Below are 16,434 nucleotides of genomic sequence, written 5' to 3'. Positions count from 1 at the left end.
ACCGAGGGGGTGAGAGCTCGCCGGGGGCGCGCGGGCGGGCTCGGGGGCGGGGCGGGGCGCGGGGTCGCTTTAGGGTGGCGGTGGGAGCCGAGGGGCGCGTGTGCGGGCACGTGCCTGAGCGATGGACGAGGGGTGTGCGAGGTGGTGGCGATGACGGCGGCGGGTGCCGGGGTTGCCTCTGACGGCACCCGCCGCGTCGTCGCCGGACCCGCCGCCGACAGTGCCGCGCTCGCCGAGCTCGTACGTAGTTGCGCGGTCGTCTTCCTGCCCGCGGACGTGCCCCGGGAGGGCGTGCTCGCGTGGTGGCGGCCGGACGGCGGGGAGCTGCCCGACGTGTGCGATGCGGGGGGCGTGGCGGGCGCGGGGGTGCTGGGCCGGGGTGAGATGACCGTCGTGCGCCGCCATGGTGCGGGGGTGCGCAGGCGGGTTGTGCCTGCGTTGTTCGCGCCGGTGGGGGTGGGGGTCGAGGTGTTGCTGGGGGGTGGTCGTGCCTTCGAGGGCGGGGGTGGGGCTGCGTCGGGTGGGGTTGCCTCGGGTGGGGCGGTCGCTGGTGGTGCTGCGTCCGGTGGGGCGGACCGCGCCCGCGCCTCCGTCGGCGGGGCGGCCCGAGCCCGCGCCTCCGCGCACCTCGCCGCGCACCCCACCGCCGCCTGCTGGGCGGCCGCCGCCCGGCACGCCCTCCACCTGGCCGCCCGCGGCAAGCTCCTGCCCGGCCTGACCGGCGCCGACGTGGACGCGTGGCGGGCCGGGCCGCTCGGCACCGAGGACGTCGCGCACCTGCGGGCCATCGCCGCCGCCCTGCCCCCGGAGGCGCACGCCGTACCGCTGCCGGGGGCCCGCCCGCCGTTGCTGCTGCCCGAGCCGTACGCGCTGGTCAGGGCGTTCGTCGACGCCGTCGTCGACGTACTGCCGCGCACCCCCGCCGCCGCGTACGCCGTCGGCGCGCCCTTCGCCGCCCGCGTCCCGCAGCCGCTGCCCGGGGCGCGCGAGTGGGCGGCGGAGGTGGCCGCCGGGCAGGACGCGGGGGTGCGGGTGTCGGTGCGGGTGGACCTGCGGGCGCGGGACTTGTTCGACGGGGAGCAAGAGGGGGTGGGGGTGGGGACCGGAGTGGGCGAAGGGGGCGGCGGGGCCGGGGGCGGCGGGGCCGGTGGGGGTGCCGGAGCCGCCGGGGCCGCTGCCGCCGTGCTCCAGGTGCACAGCCTCGCCGACCCCACTCTCGTCGTCGACGCCGCCCTGCTCTGGGCGGGCGCCGAGCACTTCGGGCCGCGCGCCAAGGCCCAGACGCTGCTCGCGGTCCGCCGGGCCGCCCGCGTCTGGCCGCCGCTCGGCCGCCTCCTCGACCGGCCTCGTCCCGACGTGCTGCCGCTCACCGAGGCGGAGCTGTACGACCTCCTGGGCGCCACCGCGACCCGGCTCGGCGCGGCCGGGGTCGATGTGCACTGGCCGCGGGAGCTGTCCCGCGAGCTGACCGCGACCGCCGTGGTGCGGCCCGCGCCGGGCACCGCCGCCGACAACTTCGACTTCTTCAAGACCGAGCAACTGCTCGAATTCCGCTGGCAGTTGGCGCTCGGCCCGGACCAGGGCGAGGCCGGGTCCGAGGGCGGCGGCCCGCTCACCGAGGCCGAGATGGACGCCCTCGCCGAGGCCCACCGTCCCATCGTGCGGCTCCGCGACCAGTGGGTCCTCGTCGACCCCGGGCTGGTCCGCAAGGCCCGCAAGCGCGACCTCGGCCTGCTCGACCCCGTCGACGCCCTCACCGTCGCGCTCACCGGCGCCGCCGACGTGGACGGCGAACGCGTCCCCGCCGTACCCACCGGCGCCCTCGCCCACCTGCGCGAACGCCTCACCGGCGAGCCGCGGCCCGTCCCGCAGCCGCCCGCCCTCAAGGCCACCCTGCGCGACTACCAACTCCGCGGCCTCGCCTGGCTCGACCGCATGACCGCGCTCGGCCTCGGCGGCTGCCTCGCCGACGACATGGGCCTCGGCAAGACCGTCACCATCATCGCCCTGCACCTGCACCGGGCCCGCCCCGCACCGACCCTCGTCGTCTGCCCCACCTCCCTGCTCGGCAACTGGCAGCGCGAGATCGAACGCTTCGCCCCGCACGTCCCCGTACGCCGCTTCCACGGCTCCGGGCGCAGCCTCGACGACGTCCCCGACGGTGCCATCGTCCTCACCACGTACGGCACGATGCGCACCAGCGCCGCCGAACTCGCCGCCCACGACTGGGACCTGGTCGTCGCCGACGAGGCGCAGCACGTGAAGAACCCGCACGCGGCCACGGCCAAGGCGCTGCGCACCATCCCCGCGGCGGCGCGGGTCGCCCTCACCGGCACGCCCGTCGAGAACAACCTGTCCGAGCTGTGGGCCCTCCTCGACTGGACGACCCCCGGCCTGCTCGGCCCGCTCAAGGCGTTCCGCGCCCGGCACGCCCGCCTCGCCGAGACCGGCGGCTCCGCCGAGAGCGACGAGGCCGTGGCCCGCCTCGCCCGGCTCGTCCGCCCCTTCCTGCTGCGCCGCAAGAAGTCCGACCCGGGCATCGCCCCCGAACTGCCCCCGAAGACGGAGAGCGACCACCCCGCGCCCCTCACCCGCGAACAGACCGCGCTCTACCAGGCGGTCGTGCGCGAGACCCTCGCCCGCATCGAGGCCGCCGACGGCATCGCCCGCCGCGGCCTGGTCATGAAGCTGCTCATGGCCCTCAAACAGATCTGCAACCACCCCGCGCAGTACCTCAAGGACGGCGCCACCAACGTGGGCCGCGCCCGCTCCGGCAAGCTCGACCTCCTCGACGAACTCCTCGACACGATCCTCTCCGAGGGCGCCTCCGTGCTCGTCTTCACCCAGTACGTCGAGATGGCGCGGCTCCTCGAAGCCCACCTCGGCGCGCGCGGCGTACCCACCCAACTCCTGCACGGCGGTACGCCGGTGGCCGCGCGCGAGGCGATGGTGGACCGCTTCCAGGCGGGCGAGGTCCCGGTCTTCCTGCTCTCCCTCAAGGCGGCGGGCACCGGCCTGAACCTGACCCGGGCGAGCCACGTCGTCCACTACGACCGCTGGTGGAACCCCGCCGTCGAGGACCAGGCCACCGACCGCGCGTACCGCATCGGCCAGACCCAGCCCGTCCAGGTCCACCGCCTCATCACCGAGGGCACCGTCGAGGACCGCATCGCCGAACTCCTCGCCGCGAAGCAGGCGTTGGCGGACGCGGTGCTCGGCGACGGCGGCGAGGCGGCCCTCACCGAACTGTCCGACGCGGAGCTGTCCGACCTGGTGACGTTGCGGAGGGCGCGATGAGCCCCGCCCTGGGCGGCGGCGCCCGCTCCCGCGTGTTCCCCGCGCTCCCGCCCCGTACCGACCCCGAGGCGCCGTTCGCTTCCACCTGGTGGGGCGAGGCGTGGATCGCCGCCCTGGAGGACTCGGCCCTCGACCCGGCCCGCCTCGCCCGCGGCCGCGCGTACGCCCGCGAGGGCCACGTCGACACGATCACCGTCGCGCCGGGCCGCATCACCGCGTACGTCCACGGCAGCCGCCCCCGCCCCTACCGCACCGAACTCCGCATGCGCACCCTCGCCCCCGCCGACTGGGACCGCTTCCTGGACGCGGCCGTCGCCGACCCCGGGCACCTCGCGGCCCTCCTCACCCACGACATGCCCCACGCCCTCACCACCACCGCCACCCGCACCGACGTCCCCCTCCTCCCCGGCCACGGCGACCTCGTCCCCACCTGCACCTGCCCCGACCGCAGCCACCCCTGCAAGCACGCCGCGGCCCTCACCTACCAGGCGGCCCGCATCCTGGACGCCGACCCGTTCGTGCTGCTCCTGGTGCGGGGGGCGGAGGAGTCGCGGGTGCTGGACGAGCTGTCGCGGCGTGACGCGCGCCGGGGGGCGTGGGAGGCCCGGCCGGGCTCTGCGGCGCCCCGGCCCGGCCCGGACGGGGAACCGCCGATGCCCGGGGCCACGCCTGCGGCGACTTCGGGGGACGACGGCGGGCGCGCGCGGGCCGAGGCCGTCCGTCCTGTGGCCGAGGCGGACGACGGCAGCCGCGTGGCGGACGAGGCGCGCAGGGCCGTCCGCCCGTCGGACGCGGCGCGGAAGGCCATCCGTCCGGTGGCCGAGGCGGGCGCCGCCGCCCCCTCGACGCCCACGGCGCGCGCCGCCGCCCGCCCGGCGCCCGCGGCGGCCGACGCCCCGCGCCCGAAGGCCACGCCCCGCACCACCCCCCGCCCGTCCGACGTGGCCCGCAACGCCATCCGCCGACCGGCCCCCACCGAGCCGACCGGCCTGCCGCCCCGCCACCAGACGGAAAGCGCCACGTCCGCCGCACCGCACACCGCGAAGAACCCCCTGCCCGACGAGTCAACGGGCGACCTGTCCTCAGCCGCGACGGGCGAGCTGTCCTCAGCCGCGATGAGCAAGCCGTCCTTCACCGCGACGGGCGAGCTGTCCTCAGCCGTGACGGGCGAGCTGTCCTCAGCCGTGACGGGCGAGCTGTCCTCAGCCGTGACGGGCGAGCCGTCCTTCACCGCGACGGGCGACCTGTCCTCAGCCGTGACGGGCAAGCTGTCCTCAGCCGCGATGAGCAAGCCGTCCTTCACCGCGACGGGCGAGCTGCCCTCAGCCGTGACGGGCGAGCCGTCCTCCCCACCGCAAGACACCTCCGCACCGCTCCCCGAGCACCCCGAGCTCCCCGCGGCAGCCCCCCTCGCACCCCCATCGCCCCCCTCACCCTCCCTCCCCGGCACCCCCGCCCGGGAAGCCCTGACCACCGACCACCGTCCCCCGCTGCCACCCCCTTTCCCCGTCCCGCCGCGCCCCGGTGAGCCGCCCGTGCTCCCCGCCGTGCCGGGCGCGCCGGACCCTACGGCGTTGGAGTTCCTGGCGACGGACGCGGCGGCGCGGGCGCACGCGTACCTGCGGTGGGGCGCGTCCCCGTTCGCGGCCGACCCCTGGCTGGACGCGGTGCGGCTCGCCGCCTCCCACCCCGGCCTGACGGGCCGCCGGACGTTCAGCCGCCAATTCGCGGCGCTGGCCGCGTCGGTGGGCCGTGCCCCCGCCGACCTGTCCCGCGCGGCGGCGGCCTGGCGGCAGGGCGGCGAGGAGGGCCTGGCGGTCCTGGAGTCCCCCTGGGACCCACCGGCGGGCCCCTTCGACCGCGCCAGGGGCGCCCTCACCGCCGCGGATCTGCCCCGCATGACGATCCACCGCAACCACCTCACGGACCCGACCGGCACCCACCAGCTCCGCTACGGCCACGACGGCCGCTGGTACCCCTACCGCGCCGAGCCGCACACCGGCCGGGCCGACTGGTGGCCGGACGGCCCCGCCGACGAGGACCCGGTGGGAGCCCTCACGAGTCTGCTCGGCTCCTGACACCGACGGCCGCTACCGTGGACTCTCCAGCAGCAGCGGCGACGAAGGAGACCCCGTGGACGCAGAGTTGACCGCCCTCGCGGCGGCCGGAGCTACGGCGCTCGTGCAGTCGATGGTGGGAGACGGGTGGGCGAGCGCGCGGGAGCGGGTCGTCGGGTTCTTCACGCGGCGGCGGGCGGAGGGCGGCGACGGCGGTGTGGTCGCCGGTGAACTCGACGAGGCGCGCGAGGAGTTGGTCGCCGCGCGGGACGCCGACGACGCGGACACCGCCGCCGACGTACAGGCCGAGTGGCGCAACCGGATGCGGCGCGCGCTGCGCGACGACCCCGAGGCCGCCGCCGAACTGCGGGTGCTGCTCGACGAGTTGACGCCGGACGGGGGCGAGGAGGGGCGGGGCGGAGTCGTGCGCAACAGCATCAGTGGCGGCGTGCAGCACGGGAACGTCATCCAGGCCCACACCGTGGGCGACGTCACGCTCGGTTAGGTCGGCGGGCGCCCGGCGCGCCGGGCTGTAGGCGCACGCCACGCAGGGGGCGAGTTCCCGGCGCCCCGCCATCGGCGCCCGGCACCGGGCCGTTGAAACCCGGTGCCCGGCGGGTGGGGCCGACGCCTCAGAAGTCCACCCGCGCCCGGTCGTCCAACCGCCCCACCGAGTCCTGCGCGAACTTCTTCTCGTAGTCGGAGCGGATCTCCTCGATCAGGACGTCCCGCTTCTTCGCCTCGGCCGTGGGGTACAGCAGGATCAGTTCGTAGGAGCGCTCCCGCTCGATCTTGCCGTTGCTGTCCTTCCACTGGCCCCGGCCCTGCTGGACGGTGAGGCCGTCGGAGAAGCCGGGGGTGACCTCGGTGTCGATGAACTTCATGAACTGCTTGTCCGTCACGGCCGGGCCGCCGTCGGGACGTTCGGTGCCGAAGAAGAGGCGGGTCTCCACGAAGGGCTCGCCGCGGGACGCCGTGGCCTGCGTGGTGCGCGGCGCCTCCTCGGAGTCCAGGGCCGCGTACGCCGTCGGCGCGCCGATCGCGAGGACCGCCGCCGCGGCGGCCAGGGCGACGCGCGGACCGGTGAGCGTGAGGGTGAGGGCCATGAGGGCCGCCTTTCGTGCGGGCGCGCGGCCGCGCGGGCCGGGCGACGGGGAGGGCAGGGTTGGCAGGCGCGGCGGGGGCCGACCGGCGGGTGTGCGCGGCGTCGACCGGCGTAAACAGTAGAGGACCCGGGTCCCGTGGACGTGTCGGCGCACGGGGCTGTCCGTAAGTCGCCGTCTTCCGTCCCGTCACCCTCATCCCTTACCTTTCCCAGGACTTGACGGGTGTGGCGGAGGGGACGACGGTGCGCGAAGTGACGGAACGCAAGAAGGCGATGGGGTCCGGGGTGGAGCGGGCGGAGCGGAGGCTGCGCACGGCGCGGGGCCAGGGCCTCGCCCTCGCCGCGGCCTTCGTCGTCGCCGGTGCCCTCACCGCCGCCCCGGCCGCCCTCGCCGACAGCGGCCCCCGGTCCGCCCCCGCCGCCGACTCCTCGTACGCCGCCACCACCGGCGTCGGTGTCCACAACGCGTACGAGAAGGCGAAGTACCCCTACTTCGCGGACGCCCTCGACTCCGGCGCCGCGATGCTCGAACTCGACGTGTGGACGAACGTCTTCGGCGGCGGCTGGCGCGTCTCGCACAGCAACCCGATCGGCAACGACAACAACTGCGAGAACGCGCAGAAGCCCGAGGAGCTGCGCACCAAGGCCCGCAACCAGCGGCTCGACGGCTGCCTCGCCGACATGAAGGCCTGGCACGACGCCCACCCCGGCCACCGGCCCGTCCTCGTGAAGGTCGAGCTGAAGGACGGCTTCCAGGGGAAGAACGGCCGCGGCCCCGCCGACCTCGACGCCCTGCTGCGGAGCAAGCTCGGCGACGCCCTCTACCGCCCCGGCCAGCTCGCCGAAGGCAGCGCGAACCTCGACGAGGCCGTGCAGAAGAAGGGCTGGCCGGGCCGGGCCGACCTCGCGGGCAAGTTCATCGTCGAGCTCATCCCCGGCACCGTCGAGCAGGGCAACCCGGCCGACACCCTGTGGACCGACCGTGAGTACGCCACCCACCTGCGGGACCTCGCCGCCGCCGGCCGCCTCGCGGACGCCGGTGCCTTCCCCGCCGTCCTCGGCGCCGCGTCCGGCGACCCGCGCACCCGCTATCAGGACGCCTCGATCCGGCCGTGGTTCGTGCTCTTCGACGGCGACGCGTCGGTGTACGCGGGCGGGTCCGTCGACACCAAGTGGTACGCCGACCGGCGCTATCTCGTCGTCATGTCCGACGCCCACAACGTGCCGCCCGCCATGAGCGCCACCGATCCGACCGAGACGCAGGCCCGCGACCGCGTCTCCCTTCTCGCGGGACGGCACGCCAGCATCGTCTCGTCCGACTGGTATCCGTTGCCGGGGGTGCTTTCCACGGTGGTTCCGCGCGGCTGACCGGGGTCTGCCTCAGGGCTCCAGGGCCTCAGGGCTCTAGGGCTGGAACCGTATCCACACCGGCGCGTGATCCGACCCCGCCGCATCCCTGCGCGCCCCCGGATCCGCCCCCACCGACGGCAGCTCGGGCCCCGCCGTCCCGTCCGGCAACCCGGTGCCCGCCTCGCCGTGGGCCGTCACCCGGCCGGTCAGGCGGTGGCTCGTCAGGACGTGGTCGATCAGCTCGCGGCGGCCGAAGTTGACGCGGGAGAAGCGGCGTTCGGCCGGTATCAGCGGCGCCACGTTCCACAGCCGGGTGGCGTCGCCCTGGTCCGGCTTGGCGTGTCCGGGGGTGCCGAGTTCGGATCCCGGCGGGCCGAGCAGGATCTGGGTGGTGGCGGCCGCCACCTCGTCGTTGAGGTCGCCGAGCACCACCACGTCGCGGTCCTGCCCGGCCCCGCCGAGCAGTCGGTCGGCGAGCGCGCGCAGGGTCGCGGCCTCGGCGGTGCGGCGGTAGAGGGCGTACGCCCCGACGCGGGCCCGTTCGCCCTCGTCGCGGGGCTGGAACCGGCCGCCGGGGTACGTCAGGAGCTTCGACTTCAGATGGCAGACCGCGGCGTCCACGGTGATGGCGCGGGTGACGATCCGCACGGCGAACAGGCCCCGCCCCGTCGTGCCGACCCGCGTGCCCGCGTCGTCGCCCTGCACGGGCCGCAGCTTCGCCGGGAACGCCTCGACGTCGGCGAGCACTTCCAGGTCGAGCCTGCTCAGGAACCCCACCCGGATGCCCCGGCTGTCCGCGTGCTCCGACACCGCCGCGCGCCAGCGGCCGTCGAGCATCCCGGCGAGGTCGCCGAGCGCCGCCGGATCGCCGACCTCCTGCACGCCGAGCAGGCTCGGGTCGAGCGCGCGGACCGTCTCCGCGAGCGCGGTCAGCTTCGCCTCGTACGCCGCCTTGTCGCTCGGCCCGAACGGGCCGCCGGGCCGGTACAGGTTCTCCAGGTTCCAGGTGCCGAGGAGCATGCCGGGCTCCTTCTCGGCGTCGTGACGGGAGCGTCACCCGGCCCGGGCGTTCTCCGGCCGGGCCGGGCGCTCGCGCGGGCGCCGTCGTGAGGTGTTCCCGCGGGCCCGGGGGCGGCGGGCGGCCGATGCCACCGCGGGCGGGCGGCTGACGCCAGAGTGCCCCCGAAACGCCTGCCGTGACAGGCCCAGGACGACGCACTCCCCGTACCGTGAACGGATGACCGCGCCCGCCGCATCCGGCCCCGCCGACCTCATCATCACGGGCTGCACGGCCCTCGTCCACGACTCGGCCGGAAGCGTCGGCTTCGCTGAGGACACCGCGATCGTCGTACGCGACGGAGTCATCGCCGACGTCACCACGACCGCCGCCGCGGCCCCGCTCGCCGCCGTCGAACGCATCGACGCCCGCGGCCAGGCGGCACTGCCCGGCCTGATCAACTGCCACACCCACGCGCCGATGGTGGCCCTGCGGGGCATCGCCGAGGACCTGCCCGTCGAGGAGTGGTTCAACGACTACGTCTGGCCCATCGAGTCGAACCTCGGCGAGCGCGACGTGGAACTGGGCGCGCGCCTCGCCTGCGCCGAGCTGATCCGAGGTGGCGTCACCACCTTCGCCGACCACTACTTCGCCATGGACACCGTCGCCGACGTCGTCGCCGAGACCGGCCTGCGGGCCAGCCTCGGGCAGGCGTACTTCTCCTCCCAGGGCCCCGAGGGCCGGGCGGCGTCCCTGGACTTCGCGCTGCGCCGGGCCGGGTCCGCCGACGGCCGCGTCACCACCTGCCTGGCCCCGCACGCGCCGTACACCGTCGACGACGCCGACCTCGCCGCGACCGCAGAACTCGCCCGCGAGCACGGCCTGCTGGTGCATCTGCACGCCGCCGAGAGCCGCGCCCAGACCGAGCACAGCCTCGCCCGGCACGGCGCGACCCCGATCGAGATCCTGCACCGCACCGGCCTCCTCGACGTCGACGTCCTCATCGCCCACGGCACCGGCATCATCGAGCGCGACCTGCCCGTCCTGGCCGCCGCCACGGGCCGCGTCGGCGTCGCCAGCGCGCCCCGCGGCTATCTGAAGTTCGCCTGGGACCCCACCCCCGTACGGGCGTTGGCGGACCTCGGCATCCCCGTCGGCCTCGCCACCGACGGCGCCGCCTCCAACAACTCCCTCGACATCTGGGAGGCCATGGCGCTCACCGCCCTCGTCCAGAAGTCCACGACCGGCGACCCCCGCTGGCTGACCTCCCGCCAGGCCCTGCACCACGCCACCCTGCAGAGTGCCCGCGCGGTCGGCCTCGGCGACCGCGTCGGCAGCCTCGCCGTCGGCCACCGCGCCGACGTCATCCTCGTCGACCTCACCGGCCCGCACACCCAGCCCGTGCACGATCTGGCCGCCACCCTCGTGCACAGCGCACGCAGCGGCGACGTGACGACGACGATCGTCGACGGGCGCGTGCTGATGCGGGACCGGGAGCTGCTGACCGTGGAGGTGGCCGAGGTCGTGCGGGAGTTGGGGGAGCGGCTGCCCGCGCTCGTGGAGCGGGGGCACGGGAAGCGGATCCAGGAGTACGACGGGTGAGGGGCGCCGTGCGGCCCGGCGACCCGGCGTCGGGTCTCGCTCCTTAGGGTGGAACCCATGGCCACCCCCGCGCAGCCCGAGCACCTCGGCGGGCTCATGACCGACCCCTACGGCACCTACGCACACCTGCGCGAGAGCGCCCCCGTGCGGCGGATCGCCGGGCCCGACGGCACCCCCGCCTGGCTCGTGACGCGGTACGCGGACGTGCGTGCGGCCCTCGCCGACCAGCGCCTCTCCGTGGACAAGAGGCATGCGCTGCCCGGGAGTTACCGGGGCTTCAAGCTGCCGCCCGCGCTGGACGCGAACATGCTGAACATGGACCCGCCCGACCACACCCGCATCCGCCGCCTGGTCGTCAAGGCGTTCACGAAGCACCGCGTCGAGAGCCTGCGCGAGCCCGTCCGGCGCACCGCCGACACACTCCTCGACGCCATCGAGGCCGAACGCCCCGGCACGGGCGAGGGCCGCGCCGACCTCGTGGCCGCGTATGCCGCGCCGCTGCCCATCACCACCATCTGCGACCTCCTCGGCGTCCCCGCCGACCACCGGCGCGACTTCACCGACTGGACCGACGCGCTCATCGCACCCGACCCCGCGCGGCCCGACCGCGCCAAGGAGACGGTCGTCGCGATGCTCGGGTTCTATACCGCGCTCATCGCGGACAAGCGCAAGGAGCCCGGCGAGGACCTGCTGTCCGACCTGATCGTGGCGCGCGACGACGGCGACCGGCTCAGCGAGGACGAGCTGACGTCCCTCGCCTTCCTGCTCCACTTCGCCGGGTACGAGAACGCCGTACAGCTCATCGGCAACGCGGCCCTCGCGCTCCTGCGCCACCCCGGCCAGCTCGCCGCCCTGCGGGCCGACCCGGCGCGACTGCCGGGCGCCGTCGAGGAGTTCATGCGGTACGACACGTCGGCGGTGTTCTCCATCCGGCGGTTCGCGCGCGAGGACCTCACGCTCGGCGGCGTGACCGTCCCGGCCGGGGAGACCGTGTTCCTGGGCCTCGGCTCCGCGGGCCGCGACCCCGAGCGCTTCCCCGACCCGGACCGCCTCGACCTCGACCGCGACGCGAGCGGCCACCTCGCCCTCGGCCACGGCATCCACCACTGCGTGGGCGCGCCGCTGGCCCGCCTGGAGCTGACGACCGCGATCGGCGCCCTGCTCGAACGCTTCCCGAACCTCGCGCTCGGCGTACCGGAGGGCGAGCTGCGGTGGCGGCCCTCGATGCGGGCGCGGGGGCTGCTCGCGCTGCCGGTGGTGTTCTGAACCGGGCCTGTGCGGCAGGGTGCTGACGGGGTGCCGGAGGCGGCCTCCGGGAGATCGCCCGGGGGTCGCTGAGAAAAAACCCGGGAAATTCCGTACGGGACCGATGAGTTCTTGTGAGACATCCAGTCAACCCTCCCGAGAACCCGCGAACCGCGGACCGGATCCGGAGGAATGCGCCATGGGACTGCCGCACATCGTCACGCGCGCGGAGTGGCTGGCCGCCCGCGAGAGGCTGCTCGCCAAGGAGAAGGCCGCCACCCGCGCCCGCGACGCGCTGAACGCCGACCGGCGCGGGCTGCCCATGGTCGAGATCGACAAGGACTATCTGTTCGACGGTGCGGACGGGAAGGCGACGCTGCTCGACCTGTTCGACGGCCGCGGCCAGCTCATCGTCCACCACTTCATGTTCGCCCCCGAGTGGGACGCGGGCTGCCGCAGCTGCTCGGCGTTCCTCGACCAGATCGGGCACCTCGCGCACCTGCGGGCCCGCGGCACGACCTTCGTGGCCGTCTCGCGCGCCCCGTTCACGCGCATCCTGCCCTTCAAGGCCCGCATGGGCTGGGTGGTGCCCTGGTTCTCCGCGTGCGGCGGCGAGTTCAACCGCGACTTCGCCGCGTCCTACGCGGGCGCCGACGGCCGCGTCCACGACCGCCCCGGCCTGAGCTGCTTCCTGCGCGACGGCGACCGCGTCTTCCACACGTACTCCACCTTCGACCGGGGCCTCGACGGCCTCGGCTCCACCACCAGCCTGCTCGACCTCACCGCGCTCGGCCGCCAGGAGGAGTGGGAGGAGCCGAAGGGCCGCGCGTCGGCGCTCGGGGCGCCGGCGGGCAGCGACCGGGTGCGGTACCACGACGAATACGATGAGTACGGGGCGTACGACGGGTACGGGTACTGACTGCCGTACGGCTCCAACTCCGTCTCGGTTAGGTCACGTTGTGAGTCGATGAGGGTGCGGCGTGCGTTCTCCTCAGTGCAGGGTCTTCGTCTGCGAGGACTTCGTACCGAACACTGAGTGGTACACGGGGGAACAAGAACATGATGAACGGACGAGTGGTGCTGGAGAGGTTTCCGGCGGGCGGACCGCGCGGGTCGTGGCCCGCGGAGGAGTTCGCGCGGGACCGGCGCAGTGAAGGGCAGCGCGCGGAGGTCGTGATGGACCTGTCGAGCGACGCGTTCCTGGTGATCGTGCGCGGTCAGGAGGCGAGCGAGCGCTTCGCCGCGTGACACCGCGGGAGTCGGACCGGGCCGGAGGGGAACCACTCTCCGGCCCGTTCTTCGTCCGCGGGCCCGGGACGGCCGGGCCTCGGGTGTCCGGGAAGGCCGGACCCCAGATGCCCGCGAAGGCCGGGCCCCAAGCCCCCGGGACAGCCGGGCCTCAGGCCCGGACGGCCCCCGCCCACCCCGGGACGGCCCCGGCCAGGCGGCACAGGCCCAGGTACAGGGGGATCGGGGGGGTATAGGGGACAGAGCCCTCGGGCCGGTGCACGAGCACCGGCTCCCGGGTCGCGTCCGGGACGAGCGCCCCCGGCGAGTAGAACGCCGACGGCGGCCACTGCAGGGCCACGTCCGAGTCCGCCGGCACGATCCACCACCAGCGCGGCCCGTCCTCGTACACACATCCCACCCGGGGCAGCCGCTCCAGGAGGCGCGGACCGAACTCCGCCGGCATGGCGACCGCGTCGCAGCCGAGGGGTTGCCGCATTCCGGCGGGGACGGCGAGTCGTGCCACTGGCTGCACACTCACGACTCGCCGTCCGACCGCCCGCTCCCGCTCTCGCGAGAGCCGTACCAAGGTGTCAAGGTCGAGCAGTCGCGCTGTCCTCGTGCTCACATGTCCCCCGACCGCATCACTGTCGCACTCGCATCCCCGTCAATCGGCTCACAGGCCGTCGGCCAAGGCCTCGACGCCGTCGACGTCGAAGGCCTCCGTATCGAAACCGTGGACACCGTGCTCCTCCGTGTCGAAGGAGCACGCCGCCGGATCGGGAGATCTGGGCAGCTCCGCCCACACCGAAAGGCCGGATCCGGAGTCCTGGACACCCCATGCGCTGCTCACGGCGCTCACGAGAAGCAATCCCCTCCCGTGCTCCTCGTCGGGCCCCCGCAGCCCCGTCGGCCGTGGCACGCCCGAGCTCTGCCCCTCGTCGCGTATGGCTATCCGCACGGTGTCGGCCCCCGTGCAGATCTCGCAGACGACGGTGCGGCTCGCGGTGTGCACGATCGCATTGGTGACCAGCTCCGATACGACGAGCGCCGCCAGGTCGCAGGCGTCGTCGCCGACCGCGAGGGAACAGAGCCGATCGCGCGTCAGCCGCCTTGCCCGTGCCACGGAACTCGGCATCGCGGCCAGGGTGAAGGTGACACAAGGCTCGCCAGCCTCCGCCCGACCCTTGGCGGACACGCCAAGTCGGGCTCGGGTGGCTTCAGTTCCTAACGATGCGGGCGGAGTCACGCTCTCCACTATCGCCCCGCCGCGAACACCTTGGCAAGGGCCACTCTGAAAAGTGCACAGTGACATGTCCCTTTGAGACGTCCCATGGCACACTTCTCGCAACGCCTCACCGAGCGGCGTGACGTGCGCTGCGCGCGGTGAAGTGCGGTGACGCACGGTAACCCGAGTGGCACAACGGCGATGCAGAGAGCGACGCGAAGTGGGTGGAGGTAGGACGTGAGCGAACCGCGGTCGGCGCCGACCGTCGGACAGGTCGTTCTCGGTCGTCGCCTGCAGGACCTGCGCGAACGAGCCGGTCTGAAACGCGACGAAGCCGCGCGAGTACTGCGCGTGGCCCCCGCCACGGTCCGCCGCATGGAGACGGCCGAGGTCGCCCTGAAGATCCCGTACCTCCAGCTGCTGCTGAAGGCGTACGGCGTCACGGACGAAGAGGCCGAGGCCTTCGTGCTGCTCGCCGAGGAGGCGAACAAGCCCGGCTGGTGGCAGCGCTTCCACGACATCCTGCCCGGCTGGTTCAGCATGTACGTCAGCCTGGAGGGCGCCGCGAGCCTCATCAGGTCCTACGAACCGCACTTCGTGCCCGGACTGCTCCAGACGGAAAGCTACGCGCGTGGCGTGCTGCGTTCCGGGGCCATAGGCCAGACCCGGCCCGAGGACATCGAGCGGTACGTGGCGCTGCGCATGGAACGCCAGGCGCTGCTCACCCGCGAGGACGCGCCCCGGCTCTGGGCCGTGATGGACGAGACCGCGCTGCGTCGGCCGGTCGGCGGGCCCGAGGTGATGCGCGCACAGATCGACCGGCTGCTCGAAGCCGTGGAAATGCCGCACGTGACGCTCCAGGTCGCGCCGTTCGCCGCGGGTCCGCACCCGGGCACCTTCGGACCGTTCGTGCTCTTCCGCTTCGCGATGGCGGAGCTGCCGGACATGGTCTACAGCGAGTACCTGACCGGTGCCGTCTATCTGGACGCCCGCACCGAGGTGGCGACGCATCTTGAGGTCATGGACCGCATGGCGGCCCAGGCCGCTACCGCACAACGCACGAAGGAGATCCTCCGGGATGTCCGCAAGGAGCTGTGAATGGACCGAGATCGACACCGTGCGGGTACGGGCCCTGCGTCCCGGCCCGACACCCGCGCCGACTCCCGGCCCCCCGGGTCCCGGATCTACAACGGCATGCCCGCGCGCGAACTCGGCGCCGAGGGCTGGCACAAGCCGTGGAGCGGCGGCAACGGCGGCAACTGTCTCGAAGCCATGAAGCTGGACGACGGCCGCGTCGCCGTCCGCCAGTCCTCCGACCCGGACGGACCCGCGCTCATCTACACGGACGGCGAGATCCGGGCGTTCATACAGGGAGCGAAGTCGGGGGAGGCGGACTTCCTGCTGTCGTGAGCGGGTTCTTTCGTACGTCGCTGCGTCGGTGAGTCCGTGAAGGGGCACGTGAAGGGGCAAGGGAGCCACAGATGACCGGGACGGGGCAGGCCCAGGGGAACGAGGGCGGCTCGCCGTACATCGACACGAGCAAACCGCATCCCGCGCGGATGTACGACTGGTGGCTCGGCGGCAAGGACAACTACCCCGTCGACGAGGAGATGAGCCGCCAGCTCGTCGCCATGGACCCCCGCATCCCGGCCGTCGCCCGGGCCAACCGCGCGTTCATGCAGCGCGCGACGCGCTGGCTCGCCAGGGCCGGGATCCGGCAGTTCCTCGACGTCGGCACCGGCATCCCGACCGAGCCCAACCTGCACCAGATCGCCCAGGGCATCGCACCCGAGAGCCGCGTCGTCTACTGCGACAACGACCCCATCGTGCTCGCCCACGCCGAGGCGCTCCTGCGGTCCACGCCCCAGGGCGCGACCGAGTACATCCAGGGCGACGCGCGCCGGCCCGCCGCGATCCTCGCCGCGGCCCGCAAGACCCTCGACTTCACGCGCCCGGTGGCGCTGTCCCTGGTCGCGCTGCTGCACTTCGTCCCCGACGAGGACGGCGCGTACGAGGTGGTGGACGAGCTGGTGTCCGCGCTGCCGTCCGGGAGTTACCTCATGCTGTCCCACGGCACCGGCGAGTTCACCCCCGACCGGGCCAGGAGCGCCGGGGACCTCTACAAGTCCCGCGCCCTCACCCTCGCCCTGCGCGACCGCGCCGAGGTCGTCCGCTTCTTCGACGGCCTCGAACTGGTGGAGCCCGGTGTGACGGTGGCTGACGCGTGGCATCCGGAACCGGGTGCGGCGGGGGAGCCCGTCGGGGACGAGCCGTTGCCCATTTACGGCGGGGTTGCCCGTAAGAGGTGAGGGGCGCTGGGCGCTGA

The 16,434-nt window shown here is 74.3% G+C and carries 15 protein-coding genes; 11 read left to right on the top strand and 4 right to left on the bottom strand.

What is annotated here, in order from left to right; translation table 11 throughout:
- Positions 1–150: 150 nt before the first annotated feature.
- The 3 genes from IE274_RS17505 to IE274_RS17495 are packed head-to-tail and all read left to right on the top strand — an operon-like array spanning position 151 to position 5,859.
- Positions 151–3,297, top strand: coding sequence for an SCO1167/SCO6262 family helicase (locus IE274_RS17505; protein ID WP_190116710.1), 3,147 nt, complete (start codon positions 151–153; stop codon positions 3,295–3,297).
- Complete coding sequence (locus tag IE274_RS39515; RefSeq protein WP_229909617.1) at positions 3,294–5,375, top strand: SWIM zinc finger family protein; 2,082 nt, start codon at positions 3,294–3,296, stop codon at positions 5,373–5,375. The genes IE274_RS17505 and IE274_RS39515 overlap by 4 nt, the downstream gene beginning before the upstream one ends.
- A 55-nt stretch (positions 5,376–5,430) precedes the next feature.
- The gene (locus tag IE274_RS17495; RefSeq protein ID WP_190116709.1) at positions 5,431–5,859 is read left to right on the top strand and encodes a hypothetical protein; all 429 of its coding nucleotides are present in this window, start codon (positions 5,431–5,433) and stop codon (positions 5,857–5,859) included.
- 127 nt (positions 5,860–5,986) lie between these two features.
- Here the strand turns inward: IE274_RS17495 and IE274_RS17490 are convergent, their stop codons facing one another.
- On the bottom strand, positions 5,987–6,460 hold the full coding sequence (locus IE274_RS17490; RefSeq protein WP_190116708.1) for a DUF3574 domain-containing protein: 474 nt from the start codon (positions 6,458–6,460) through the stop codon (positions 5,987–5,989).
- 242 nt (positions 6,461–6,702) lie between these two features.
- Between IE274_RS17490 and IE274_RS17485 the strand changes: the two genes are divergently transcribed.
- Entirely contained in the window at positions 6,703–7,827 is a 1,125-nt protein-coding gene (locus IE274_RS17485) for a phosphatidylinositol-specific phospholipase C domain-containing protein (RefSeq protein ID WP_229909616.1), read from the top strand.
- 36 nt (positions 7,828–7,863) lie between these two features.
- On the opposite strand, the gene IE274_RS17480 is transcribed toward IE274_RS17485, so the two are convergent.
- A complete protein-coding gene (locus IE274_RS17480; protein WP_190116707.1) occupies positions 7,864–8,829 on the bottom strand; it encodes an endonuclease/exonuclease/phosphatase family protein in 966 nt (321 codons plus the stop codon).
- Positions 8,830–9,046: 217 nt separating this feature from the next.
- Between IE274_RS17480 and IE274_RS17475 the strand changes: the two genes are divergently transcribed.
- The 4 genes from IE274_RS17475 (at position 9,047) to IE274_RS17460 (ending at position 12,901) form a co-directional block, all read left to right on the top strand.
- On the top strand, positions 9,047–10,408 hold the full coding sequence (locus IE274_RS17475) for an amidohydrolase (protein WP_190116706.1): 1,362 nt from the start codon (positions 9,047–9,049) through the stop codon (positions 10,406–10,408).
- 57 nt (positions 10,409–10,465) lie between these two features.
- Positions 10,466–11,674: a cytochrome P450 family protein gene (locus IE274_RS17470; protein ID WP_190116705.1), complete on the top strand. Its 1,209-nt coding sequence runs from the start codon at positions 10,466–10,468 to the stop codon at positions 11,672–11,674.
- Between the two features lie 178 nt (positions 11,675–11,852).
- On the top strand, positions 11,853–12,572 hold the full coding sequence (locus IE274_RS17465) for a DUF899 domain-containing protein (RefSeq protein WP_190116704.1): 720 nt from the start codon (positions 11,853–11,855) through the stop codon (positions 12,570–12,572).
- A 140-nt stretch (positions 12,573–12,712) separates the two neighbouring features.
- Positions 12,713–12,901 (top strand): DUF8839 family protein, encoded by a 189-nt coding sequence (locus tag IE274_RS17460; protein ID WP_190116703.1) that lies wholly within the window; start codon positions 12,713–12,715, stop codon positions 12,899–12,901.
- A gap of 151 nt (positions 12,902–13,052) precedes the next feature.
- Here IE274_RS17460 and IE274_RS17455 read toward each other — a convergent pair whose 3' ends face one another.
- Positions 13,053–13,508, bottom strand: coding sequence for a hypothetical protein (locus IE274_RS17455; protein ID WP_372447021.1), 456 nt, complete (start codon positions 13,506–13,508; stop codon positions 13,053–13,055).
- Between the two features lie 48 nt (positions 13,509–13,556).
- A complete protein-coding gene (locus IE274_RS17450; RefSeq protein WP_229909614.1) occupies positions 13,557–14,018 on the bottom strand; it encodes an ATP-binding protein in 462 nt (153 codons plus the stop codon).
- A gap of 327 nt (positions 14,019–14,345) precedes the next feature.
- Here IE274_RS17450 and IE274_RS17445 point away from each other — a divergent pair, with 327 nt between their 5' ends.
- The 3 genes from IE274_RS17445 (at position 14,346) to IE274_RS17435 (ending at position 16,417) form a co-directional block, all read left to right on the top strand.
- Positions 14,346–15,206 (top strand): Sco1979 family transcriptional regulator, encoded by an 861-nt coding sequence (locus IE274_RS17445; protein ID WP_190116700.1) that lies wholly within the window; start codon positions 14,346–14,348, stop codon positions 15,204–15,206.
- A 96-nt stretch (positions 15,207–15,302) separates the two neighbouring features.
- Positions 15,303–15,518 carry a DUF397 domain-containing protein gene (locus IE274_RS17440; protein WP_190117043.1) on the top strand — a complete coding sequence of 72 codons (216 nt, stop codon included), beginning with the start codon at positions 15,303–15,305 and terminating at the stop codon, positions 15,516–15,518.
- 71 nt (positions 15,519–15,589) lie between these two features.
- Positions 15,590–16,417, top strand: a complete 828-nt coding sequence (locus IE274_RS17435; protein WP_190116699.1) for an SAM-dependent methyltransferase — start codon at positions 15,590–15,592, stop codon at positions 16,415–16,417.
- The last annotated feature ends 17 nt before the right edge of the window (positions 16,418–16,434 follow it).

The sequence above is a fragment of the Streptomyces flavofungini genome (genome assembly GCF_014650815.1).
Classification (GTDB): Bacteria; Actinomycetota; Actinomycetes; order Streptomycetales; family Streptomycetaceae; genus Streptomyces; species Streptomyces flavofungini.
The sequence above is the reverse complement of the archived record's forward strand: the minus strand, read 5'-3'. Positions and strand labels throughout refer to the sequence as shown.